Below are 10,530 nucleotides of genomic sequence, written 5' to 3'. Positions count from 1 at the left end.
AACGTTTTCATAACCCGTTCCCTGCATGTTTATGTGAAGTAAAACGAACGCAACAATCTTAACAAAGAATAAAAAAAGTTCGCACAGGTGAATCGCGCCAGCAAAAAACGGATTAACCTGAAATGCATTTCTCTGATGCCGTACATATGGGTAAAATGTGCGCCAGATTAAAGAGGGAAGTGACGAATGCGCATTCATATTTTAGGTATCTGTGGCACGTTTATGGGGGGACTGGCGATGCTGGCTCGTTCCCTCGGTCATGAGGTAACGGGGTCGGATGCTAACGTCTATCCGCCAATGAGCACCCTGCTGGAAAACCAGGGAATCGATTTAATTCAAGGATATGATGCCAGCCAGCTGGACCCACGGCCGGATCTGGTGATCATTGGTAATGCGATGACGCGCGGCAACCCGTGCGTCGAAGCGGTCCTGGAAAACAATATTCCGTATATGTCCGGCCCGCAGTGGCTACATGACTTCGTCCTGCGCGATCGCTGGGTTGTGGCGGTTGCCGGTACTCACGGTAAAACCACCACCGCGGGAATGGCGACATGGATCCTCGAAGCCTGCGGCTATAAGCCAGGCTTTGTCATCGGCGGCGTACCGGGTAACTTCGAGGTTTCCGCCCGTCTCGGCGAGAGCCCGTTCTTTGTTATCGAAGCCGATGAGTATGACTGCGCCTTCTTCGATAAGCGTTCCAAATTTGTACACTACTGCCCACGTACGCTGATCCTCAATAACCTTGAGTTCGATCATGCGGATATCTTTGACGACCTGAAAGCGATCCAGAAACAGTTCCATCATCTGGTGCGCATCGTGCCGGGCAAAGGCAAAATTATCCTGCCGGAAAACGATATCAATCTGAAACAGACGCTGGCGATGGGCTGCTGGAGCGAGCAGGAGCTGGTGGGCGAGCAGGGGCGCTGGCAGGCGAAGAAGCTGAACGCCGATGCCTCGCAGTGGGAAGTGTGGCTGGACGGTGAAAAAGTCGGTGAAGTGAAGTGGGAGCTGGTGGGCGAACACAATATGCATAACGGTCTGATGGCGATCGCCGCGGCCCGGCATGTGGGGGTGGTGCCGGCCGATGCCGCCGCTGCGGTGGGCAGCTTTATCAATGCCCGCCGCCGTCTGGAACTGCGCGGCGAAGCGAATGGCGTCACCGTATATGACGATTTTGCCCATCACCCAACGGCGATTCTGGCGACCCTGCAGGCGCTGCGCGGTAAAGTCGGCGGCACCGCGCGGATCCTTGCGGTGCTGGAACCACGTTCCAACACCATGAAAATGGGCGTATGCAAAGACGACCTGGCCCCCGCGCTGGGCCGCGCGGACGAAGTGTTCCTGCTCCAGCCGCAGCATATTCCATGGCAGGTGGCGGAAGTGGCGGAAGCCTGCGTGCAGCCTGCGCACTGGAGCGCCGATGTTGATGTGCTGGCCGATATGATTGTTAAAACCGCGCATCCGGGCGATCACATTCTGGTGATGAGCAACGGCGGCTTTGGCGGCATTCATCAGAAGCTGCTGGACAAGCTGGCCAGCAAGGCGGCCGCGGCAGAATAAGCGCCGTGCCGTCTCTCTCTGCCCTCCGTGTGAGGGCAGATTTCTTTTAGCGACCGTGGATGTGTCATGCTGACATCGCAAAAAATCACCGCCGCCGACGGTGTTCACTTTACTGCCGTAGACGCGCTGTACGACAAAGCGTTTCCGTGGCACGAGCAGCGCGAGCCGGCGGCAAAGCGGCAGGCGCTGCGCGACCCGCGCTACCTGCTGGAGGCGTGGTTCGATGACGGGGTATTTATCGGGCTGAGCGGCTGCTGGCAGTTTGCCGGCTACCGCTATATTGAGCATCTGGCGATTGACGATACGCTGCGCTCGCGCGGCTACGGTAAACGCCTGCTGGCGGGGCTCCTGCAACGGACGCCGTTGACCATTCTGGAAATCGATCCGTTAACCACCGAGATTGCCCATAAGCGGCTGCGTTTTTATGCCACGATGGGCTTTTGCGCCAACCCGTGGCCGCATCGTCACCCGACCTATCATCGCGGTATCGCCGATCATGAACTGATTGTGCTGAGCTATCCGCAGGCGATTGACGCCTCGCAGTATCGGCGTTTCGCCGGGGATTTACGACAGGTGGTGATGGCGGGAGTAGGGCTGTAGCCCGGATAAGGCGCAGCGCGCCGGCATCCGGGATTTTTCCCGGTCACGCGATGCTTACCGGGGCTACAGGAAACGATTAGCTTTCGCCTTCCGCCAGTTCACGCAGATACTGGAAGATCAGACGCGCGGACTTCGGCGGCTTGTTGCCTTCTTTCTCTTTTTTGGCGTTACGGATAAGCGAACGCAGCTGCTGACGATCGGCGTCAGGCCACAGGTTCAATACTTCAGGTACCGCATCATCGCCTTCCTCAATCAGACGATCGCGAATCATCTCCAGCTTATGGAACAGCGCAACCTGCTGGTTGTGGCGGTTCTTGAGCTTGTCTAACGCCTGGCGAATCGGATCGACATCGCGGCTGCGCAGCATTTTACCAATCAGCTGCATCTGGCGGCGGCGGCCTTCCTTCTTGATGCGCTGGGCGAGTTCAATGGCGTCGCGCAGGTCGCTATCGAGCGGGATTTTATCCAGCGCGTTTTTCCCCAGCTCCACCATTTCGGCGCCAAGACGCTTCAGTTCTTCCGCGTCACGTTTAATTTCACTTTTACTGACCCAGATAATTTCATCGTCTTCATCTTCAACGTCATCACCGGGCACGTCGTCGAGCCAGTCATCGGGCTGCTTAGTCATCTCAGGCTCCTTAAAAAAAGAGGCTAATGTTACCAGTTAAGGCGCGCACTGAAAAACGGTTCTCTGTTAGACTTCACTTAACACCTTCCTACATTATGGCATTAGCGATGAAAGTCATCTCTCAAGTTGCACAGCAGCGTAAGACGCTGGAAGAGGCCGTGACCACGGCGCTGGAACTGGCGGCAGGCAAATCGGACGGGGCGGAAGTCTCCGTCAGCAAGACGACCGGCATCAGCGTCAGCACCCGCTACGGCGAGGTGGAGAACGTGGAATTTAATAGCGATGGTGCGCTCGGCATCACCGTTTATCACCAGAACCGCAAGGGGAGCGCCTCCTCAACCGATCTTAGCCCGCAGGCCATTGCCCGCACGGTGCAGGCGGCGCTGGATATCGCCCGCTATACCTCGCCGGATCCGTTCGCGGGCGTGGCGGATAAAGCGCTGCTGGCCTTTGACGCGCCGGACCTCGACCTGTTCCATCCGGCGGAAGTGACGCCGGATCAGGCGATTGAGCTGGCCGCCCGCGCTGAACAGGCGGCGCTGCAGGCCGACAAACGCATCACCAACACCGAAGGCGGCAGCTTCAACAGCCACTACGGCATCAAAGTGTTCGGCAATAGCCACGGTATGCTGCAGAGCTACTGCTCCACCCGCCACTCCCTTTCCAGCTGCGTGATCGCGGAAGAGAACGGCGATATGGAGCGCGACTACGCGTACACCATTGGCCGCGCGCTGGAAGATTTACGCACCCCGGAGTGGGTCGGTGACGAGTGCGCCCGCCGCACCCTGTCACGGCTGACGCCGCGTAAGCTCTCGACGATGAAAGCACCGGTTATCTTTGCCAACGAAGTCGCGACCGGGCTGTTTGGTCACCTGGTCGGGGCGATCGCCGGCGGCGCGGTATACCGCAAATCCACCTTCCTGCTGGATTCACTCGGCCAGCAGATCCTGCCGGACTGGCTGACCATCGAAGAGCATCCGCATCTGCTGAAAGGGCTGGCCTCAACGCCGTTCGACAGCGAAGGCGTGCGTACCGAACGTCGGGACATCATTAAAGACGGCGTGCTGACCCAGTGGCTGCTGACCAACTACTCTGCGCGCAAGCTGGGGATGAAGAGCACCGGTCACGCGGGCGGCATCCACAACTGGCGGATTAACGGCCGCGGCCTGAGTTTTGAAAAGTTGCTTAAAGAGATGGGCACCGGGCTTGTCGTCACCGAACTGATGGGGCAGGGTGTCAGTGGCGTGACCGGCGATTACTCACGCGGCGCTTCCGGCTTCTGGGTTGAGAATGGCGAAATTCAGTATCCGGTAAGCGAAATCACTATCGCAGGCAATCTGAAAGAGATGTGGCGTAATATCGTGACCGTTGGTGACGATATCGAAACGCGCAGCAATATTCAGTGCGGCTCCGTGCTGCTGCCTGAGATGAAAATCGCCGGACAGTAACACCGTTATACCTTCATTATTCAAGATGCAGTTTGCCGAATAACGTTTACAGAAGGGCGCTCCTGCGGCGCCCGTTTGCTTAAATAATAAAAAAGGAAGTGAGCAATGCGTAAAAAACTGTTAGCAATGTTGGCTGTCTCCGCCCTTGCAATGGGTTCCGCGTCGGCGCTGGCCGCCGAACTGGGTGAGGATATGGACACCATCGCGGAAAACCTGCAGGTGGTGCAGAAAACCTCCGATGCGGGCGAGCTGAAAGCGGCCCTGAGCAAAATGCGCGCCGCCGCTGCGGATGCGCAGAAAGAGACCCCGCCGAAGCTGGAAGGGAAAGCCGCCGACAGCGCAGAAATGAAAGATTATCGCCACGGTCTGGATATCCTGATTGGCCAGATTGACGGCGCGCTGAAGCTGGCGAATGAAGGTAAAGTGAAAGAGGCGCAGGCCGCCGCGGAAGCGTTTAAAACGACCCGCAACACCTACCATCAGAAGTACCGTTAAACCCCGTTGCAGGAGGTATCAGCCGATACCTCCTGCTCGTTTCCCGTCATAAAACCCCGTTGACATCACACTTTTCCTTTTTTCTTCTACGGTTATTCGCACCGCTCTTCCCACGTAAACCACGATTGGCCTGTGATGTGCATCACGTAATTTCGCCGAAAATGCCATTTTCACGGCAATTATGTGCATTGGATCACGCAGCCCGTCCGCCTTTCCACTTCGAAGTGGAAAACAACTCGCTACAAACTCCTCCTCCCCGGCGCTAGTTTTATCCCCAGAGACATCAACGGGGTAACACAAGTGAATAACGGAGCGGTAACAAACGACGTAGGGGACCAGGCGACGCAAACTGAGCAGCTTGCTGAGAAGATGCTGCAGCAGGTTTATGCACTGTTAAGCCGTCGCAATATCATCCCCAACGCCGTCCAGGAACAGATGCTGACATCCCATGTGCGGGCGATGGCCCACCGGTCGATTAGCGGCGAACCGCTGCCGGAAGTGGACGCCAGCCTGTTTGAAGAGATTTCAGAAGATTCAATGATGCTTGCCCGCGAAGTGGTTGCGCAGTTCGGCAACCTGCCAGAAGAAGAGTCCTGGCTGCTGTCCGTCCACTTCGAAGTAGCAAAAGACAACCTGTAAGGAGTAGCAAATGGAACAGATTACCGTAGTGATTGGCGACCGTCTGGGTAAAGGACAAAAAGTGGCCGCGGGCGCGGAAAAAGCCGGCGCGCATGCCGTGGTCGTACCGGGCGTTGCCGCGGATATGAAACTTGGCGACGTGATGAAAGCAGAAAACGCCAGCTTTGGTATCTCCTTCTGCGGCAGCGGCGGCGCTGGCGCCATCACCGCGCAAAACAAACACGGCTACAAGGCGAAATATGGCATGCGCTCCGTTGACGAAGGCGTGACCGCCATCAACGAAGGCTACAACGTACTGGGTTTCGGCTTCATGGATAAAGAAGAGCTGGGCGAGCGCCTGGTTGAAGCCTGGAAAAAGAAATACGGCGCCTGAGCATGAAAGAGCAATTCACCACTACGGTGAGCGTGACGGGCAAAGGCGAGAGCAAAACACGGGCCTTCGCCGACGCCCTGAATCACGTACAGGCAGCGGTGATGAAAACCTCACCGCATATCTTACTGCGTATTGAGCCACAGGATGTGAAGGTTGTTCATGCGCGTGAAGCGGTGCGTAAAGAAGCGTTCTTATTCTTCTTTTTGCGCCGTGAACGACGGACCTACAGCGTGGAGCTGGATGTCACCGTCAACGTGACCGCCATTAATCTCGATAAAGTGGATTTCGTCACGCACACCTGATTTTCACCATAGGGTCAGACTATGTTCCTGATAATTTTAATAAAATCGCTCATTATCGGCGGCCTGGTCGGCGTCGGCGTGGGCGCCGGAGCGGCACGCATGTTTCATGCGCCTACCACCCAGGGGATGGGGGCGTTTCGTACCCTGGGCGAGCTGAATTCCTGCGAAGGCGATCCGGCTTCCCACTTCTCCTTTGGTCTGGGCTTCTTCTTTAACGCCTGGGCTTCTTCCGTTGCAGCAGGTTCATTTACCCAGGACGTCGATCACCGCATTATCCCTAACTGGGGCGCCGCGGCATTGATGTTGAAAAACCGTAACGTCGGCGAAACGCTGCACGATCCGAAGAAGATGGCGATTGCCTGCGGCATCATCGGCATGCTGGTGGTCTCCTTCTTAAACCTGACCGCCTCTTCCGTACCGGAAGCGCTGCAGGTCACCGCGGTGAAGGTTCTGGTCCCGGCGGCTAACCTGCTGGTGAATACCGTGATGCCGGTTATCTTCTGGCTGGCGGCTATCGATGCCGGTAAAAAGTCGGGCTTCTGGGCCACCATCTTCGGCGGCGCGGCGCAGCTGATTATGGGTAACGCCGTGCCGGGTCTGGTGCTGGGCATTCTGATCGGTAAGGGCGTTGAAGAGAGCGGCTGGAACCGCGTCACCAAAGTGATGATGTCCGCCATTGTTGCGCTGTTTGTCCTGAGCGCCTTCTTCCGCGGCTTTGATATCAAGACGCTGGAGTCCTTCCATCTGACCGTGCCGAACTGGCTGGATCTGATCCACAGCTCGCTCAGCGGCAAATAACAGGAGCCTCGAAATGGAACAGAATAAAGGTTTTTGGTATGCCGACTGGTCGTTTCCGATCTTTGTTGGTCTGCTCTCCTCCGGCGTCTTCGCCGGGACCCATATGTACTACCTCTACGGCATCGGCGCGTTTAACGAAGTAGCCTTCGTGGCGATGCTGAAAGCGGGCATTGATACCGGGGCTTATGGCGCAGTGGCCGCGTTCGGCGCCAGCTTCCTGTTCGCCCGGATTATCGAAGGCTCGCTGGTGGGGATCCTCGATATCGGCGGAGCGATTCAGACCGGTATCGGCCTTGGCGTGCCGGCGCTGCTGTTAGGGGCTGGCTTCGTTTTCCCGGTGGCGAACTTTGCCGCCTCGCTGGCGACCGGCCTCGCGCTGGGGCTGGCGGTGGGCTACATCATCATTCTGGCGCGTAAGTTCACCATCAATCAGAGCGACTCCACCTACGGCGCCGATGTGATGATGGGTGCCGGTAACGCCTCCGGCCGCTTCCTTGGGCCGTTGATTATCCTCAGCGCGATGACCGCTTCGATTCCTATCGGTATCGGTTCTCTGGTTGGGGCGCTGCTGTTCTACATCTGGCAGAAGCCGATCACCGGCGGCGCCATTCTCGGCGCGATGATTCTGGGATCCCTTTTCCCGATTGCTATTGGTTAAGTCCTGCGGGCGCTCAGGCGCCCGCTTTACCAGGAGAGACCCATGTTTGATTTACTCCTGCGCGGTGCGCGCCTCGTCGACGATACCCTGACCGATATCGCCATCCAGGACGGAAAAATTGCCGCGCTGGGCGAGATTAGCGCGTCAGCGCGTAAAACCGTGGCGCTGGACGGGCGTTATTACGTGAGCGCCGGCTGGATTGATTCCCACGTCCACTGCTACCCGAATTCACCGATTTACCACGACCAGCCGGACAGCGTCGGCATCGCCACCGGCGTCACTACCGTTATCGATGCCGGCAGCACCGGAGCGGACGACGTTGATGATTTTTATCAGCTGACCCGCGCAGCGGCGACCGAGGTCTATGCGCTGCTCAATATCTCCCGCGTCGGGCTGATTGCCCAGAACGAACTGGCCAACATGGCTAATATCGACGCGGAGGCGGTGAAGCAGGCGCTGCAACGTCACCCTGATTTTATCGTCGGCCTGAAAGCGCGGATGAGCAGCAGCGTGGTTGGCGAGAACGGGATTACGCCGCTGGAGCGGGCGAAGGCCATTCAGCAGGAAAACGGCGATCTGCCGCTGATGGTCCATATTGGCAATAACCCGCCGAACCTCGATGAAATCGCCGACCTGCTCAGCGCAGGCGACATCATTACCCACTGCTATAACGGCAAACCGAACCGCATCCTGACGCCGGAAGGCGAGCTGCGCGCCTCGATTACCCGCGCGCTGCGGCGCGGCGTGCGCCTCGATGTCGGCCACGGTACCGCCAGCTTCAGCTTTGAAGTGGCGCGACGGGCCATCGCGCTGGGGATTCTGCCGCACACCATCAGCTCCGATATCTACTGCCGCAACCGCATCGACGGGCCGGTACGTTCCCTGGCGCTGGTGATGTCGAAGTTTCTCGCCATCGGCATGACGCTGCCGCAGGTGATTGAGTGCGTGACCGCCAGCGCGGCCGATGGGCTGCGTCTGACGCAAAAAGGGCGGCTGGCGGTGGGCTACGATGCCGATTTAACGCTGTTTACCGTGCAGCATGCGCCGACGGTGCTGGTCGACGCGGAAAAAGAGAGCCTGCAGGCTGACAATATTCTGGTGCCGCTTGCCGCGATTCGCGCGGGCAAGGGCTATCTGACCGAACAAGGGAGCGCGGAAAATGCCTTCGATTTTTGAAAAATACCATCTCAAACAAGTCATTAATACCTCCGGCCGGATGACGGCGCTGGGCGTCTCCACGCCGCGTCCGGAGGTGGTGGATGCGGTGATGAGCGGCATGAACCACTACTTCGAAATGAAAGACCTGGTGAACAAAACCGGCGAATACATTGCGAAGCTGCTGGACGTGGAAGGGGCGACCGTCGTCTCCTGCGCCTCGGCGGGGATCGCCCAGTCGGTGGCGGCGGTGCTGGTAAAAGACAGCGGCTGGCTGCTGGAAAACCTCCACGTCACGCCGATTGAAAACAATGAAATCGTGCTGCCGAAAGGCCACAACGTCAACTTCGGCGCGCCGGTGGGGTCGATGGTGGCGCTGGGGGGCGGCAAGCTGGTGGAAGCGGGCTACGCCAACGAATGTTCCGCTGACCAGCTGGCGGCGGCGATCACCCCGCGTACCGCGGCCATTCTGTATATCAAATCTCACCACTGCGTGCAGAAAAGCATGCTCAGCGTCGAGCAGGCGGTGGTGGTGGCGCGCAAACACCACCTGCCGCTGATCGTCGATGCGGCCGCGGAAGAGGATCTGCAGTGTTACTACCGCGCCGGCGCCGACCTGGTGATCTACAGCGGCGCGAAGGCGATCGAAGGGCCGACCAGCGGCCTGGTGGTGGGGAAAACCCAGTACGTCGAGTGGGTGAAACGCCAGTCGGCGGGGATTGGCCGCGCGATGAAGGTCGGTAAAGAGGGGATCCTCGGTCTGACCTGCGCGATCGAGCACTACCTGACGGCGCGTAAAGAGAGCGGCGATGAGATGGTGGCGAAGATGACGCCGTTTATTGACCAGCTCAATACCCTCAACGGCGTTACCGCCCGGGTGGTCTGGGACAGCGCCGGCCGCGACATCGCCCGCGCTGAAATCAAATTCGATGAAACCGTCACCGGTGTCGCCACCGGCGAACTGGTCGACGCGCTGAAACAGGGCGAATACGCCATCTACTTCCGCGGCTACAAGGCCAACGAAGGCATTATTGAGGCCGATGTCCGCAGCGTGAACGCGCAGCAGCTGGAAATTGTCTCCCGCCGCATCGCCGAGGTTCTGAACAAGGAGAAAAAAGCATGAAACTGACGCCGAATTTTTACCGTGACCGCGTATGCCTGAACGTCCTGGCGGGCAGCAAAGACAACGCCCGCGAAATCTACGAGGCCGCGGAAGGTCACGTCCTGGTTGGCGTGCTCTCCAAAAACTATCCGGACGTCGCGAGCGCGGTGGCGGATATGCGTGAATATGCCCGGCTGATCGATAACGCGCTCTCCGTCGGGCTGGGCGCGGGCGACCCGAACCAGTCGGCGATGGTCAGCGAAATTTCCCGTCAGGTACAGCCGCAGCACGTTAACCAGGTGTTTACCGGCGTCGGCGCCAGCCGCGCGCTGCTGGGGCAGAACGACACCGTGGTCAACGGTCTGGTGTCACCGACCGGCACGCCGGGGATGGTCAAGATTTCCACCGGGCCGCTGAGCAGCGGCGCGCCGGACGGGATTGTGCCGCTGGAAACCGCCATCGCCTTGCTGAAGGATATGGGCGGCAGCTCAATCAAATATTTCCCGATGGGCGGCCTGAAACACCGCGATGAGTTCGTCGCGGTCGCCCAGGCCTGCGCCCGCCACGATTTCTGGCTGGAGCCAACCGGCGGCATCGATCTGGACAACTACAGCGAAATCCTGCAGATCGCGCTGGATGCGGGGGTCAGCAAAATCATTCCGCACATTTACAGCTCGATTATTGATAAAGCCAGCGGTAATACCCGCCCGGCGGACGTTCGCCAGCTGCTGGAGATGACTAAAGCGTTAGTGCAGTAGGATCGTTGTCCTCA

General features: G+C 58.5%; 13 protein-coding genes. 12 read left to right on the top strand and 1 reads right to left on the bottom strand.

Features of this window, described 5'->3' with window-relative positions; genetic code table 11:
* Positions 1-186 precede the first annotated feature (186 nt).
* Positions 187-1,560 carry a UDP-N-acetylmuramate:L-alanyl-gamma-D-glutamyl-meso-diaminopimelate ligase gene (gene mpl / locus ACI2JR_RS19160; RefSeq protein ID WP_462479221.1) on the top strand — a complete coding sequence of 458 codons (1,374 nt, stop codon included), beginning with the start codon at positions 187-189 and terminating at the stop codon, positions 1,558-1,560.
* Positions 1,561-1,626: 66 nt separating this feature from the next.
* Positions 1,627-2,160: a GNAT family N-acetyltransferase gene (locus ACI2JR_RS19155; RefSeq protein ID WP_462479220.1), complete on the top strand. Its 534-nt coding sequence runs from the start codon at positions 1,627-1,629 to the stop codon at positions 2,158-2,160.
* Positions 2,161-2,236: 76 nt separating this feature from the next.
* On the opposite strand, the gene yjgA is transcribed toward ACI2JR_RS19155, so the two are convergent.
* Positions 2,237-2,788, bottom strand: coding sequence for a ribosome biogenesis factor YjgA (gene yjgA / locus ACI2JR_RS19150; protein ID WP_004857200.1), 552 nt, complete (start codon positions 2,786-2,788; stop codon positions 2,237-2,239).
* Positions 2,789-2,883: 95 nt separating this feature from the next.
* Here yjgA and pmbA point away from each other — a divergent pair, with 95 nt between their 5' ends.
* The 10 genes from pmbA (at position 2,884) to ACI2JR_RS19100 (ending at position 10,516) form a co-directional block, all read left to right on the top strand.
* Entirely contained in the window at positions 2,884-4,236 is a 1,353-nt protein-coding gene (gene pmbA / locus ACI2JR_RS19145) for a metalloprotease PmbA (protein ID WP_132730161.1), read from the top strand.
* 105 nt (positions 4,237-4,341) lie between these two features.
* The gene (gene cybC / locus ACI2JR_RS19140) at positions 4,342-4,731 is read left to right on the top strand and encodes a cytochrome b562 (RefSeq protein WP_132730160.1); all 390 of its coding nucleotides are present in this window, start codon (positions 4,342-4,344) and stop codon (positions 4,729-4,731) included.
* A 300-nt stretch (positions 4,732-5,031) separates the two neighbouring features.
* Entirely contained in the window at positions 5,032-5,370 is a 339-nt protein-coding gene (locus ACI2JR_RS19135; protein WP_132730159.1) for a glycine dehydrogenase, read from the top strand.
* A gap of 10 nt (positions 5,371-5,380) precedes the next feature.
* Positions 5,381-5,743, top strand: coding sequence for an SFCGS family glycine-rich protein (locus ACI2JR_RS19130; RefSeq protein ID WP_132730158.1), 363 nt, complete (start codon positions 5,381-5,383; stop codon positions 5,741-5,743).
* 2 nt (positions 5,744-5,745) lie between these two features.
* Positions 5,746-6,045 carry a DUF4312 family protein gene (locus ACI2JR_RS19125; RefSeq protein WP_132730157.1) on the top strand — a complete coding sequence of 100 codons (300 nt, stop codon included), beginning with the start codon at positions 5,746-5,748 and terminating at the stop codon, positions 6,043-6,045.
* 21 nt (positions 6,046-6,066) lie between these two features.
* Positions 6,067-6,843: a DUF4311 domain-containing protein gene (locus ACI2JR_RS19120; protein WP_132730156.1), complete on the top strand. Its 777-nt coding sequence runs from the start codon at positions 6,067-6,069 to the stop codon at positions 6,841-6,843.
* A gap of 13 nt (positions 6,844-6,856) precedes the next feature.
* Complete coding sequence (locus ACI2JR_RS19115) at positions 6,857-7,501, top strand: DUF4310 family protein (RefSeq protein WP_032689791.1); 645 nt, start codon at positions 6,857-6,859, stop codon at positions 7,499-7,501.
* 42 nt (positions 7,502-7,543) lie between these two features.
* Positions 7,544-8,677: an amidohydrolase/deacetylase family metallohydrolase gene (locus ACI2JR_RS19110; RefSeq protein WP_132730155.1), complete on the top strand. Its 1,134-nt coding sequence runs from the start codon at positions 7,544-7,546 to the stop codon at positions 8,675-8,677.
* Entirely contained in the window at positions 8,661-9,779 is a 1,119-nt protein-coding gene (locus tag ACI2JR_RS19105; protein ID WP_132730154.1) for a DgaE family pyridoxal phosphate-dependent ammonia lyase, read from the top strand. The genes ACI2JR_RS19110 and ACI2JR_RS19105 overlap by 17 nt, the downstream gene beginning before the upstream one ends.
* Entirely contained in the window at positions 9,776-10,516 is a 741-nt protein-coding gene (locus ACI2JR_RS19100) for a 2-dehydro-3-deoxy-phosphogluconate aldolase (protein ID WP_132730153.1), read from the top strand. Before ACI2JR_RS19105 ends, ACI2JR_RS19100 begins: the two co-directional genes overlap by 4 nt.
* The last annotated feature ends 14 nt before the right edge of the window (positions 10,517-10,530 follow it).

It is taken from the genome of Klebsiella sp. NPDC088457 (genome assembly GCF_044900465.1).
Lineage (GTDB): Bacteria > Pseudomonadota > Gammaproteobacteria > Enterobacterales > Enterobacteriaceae > Klebsiella.
This window is presented reverse-complemented; position numbering and strand designations above follow the sequence as displayed.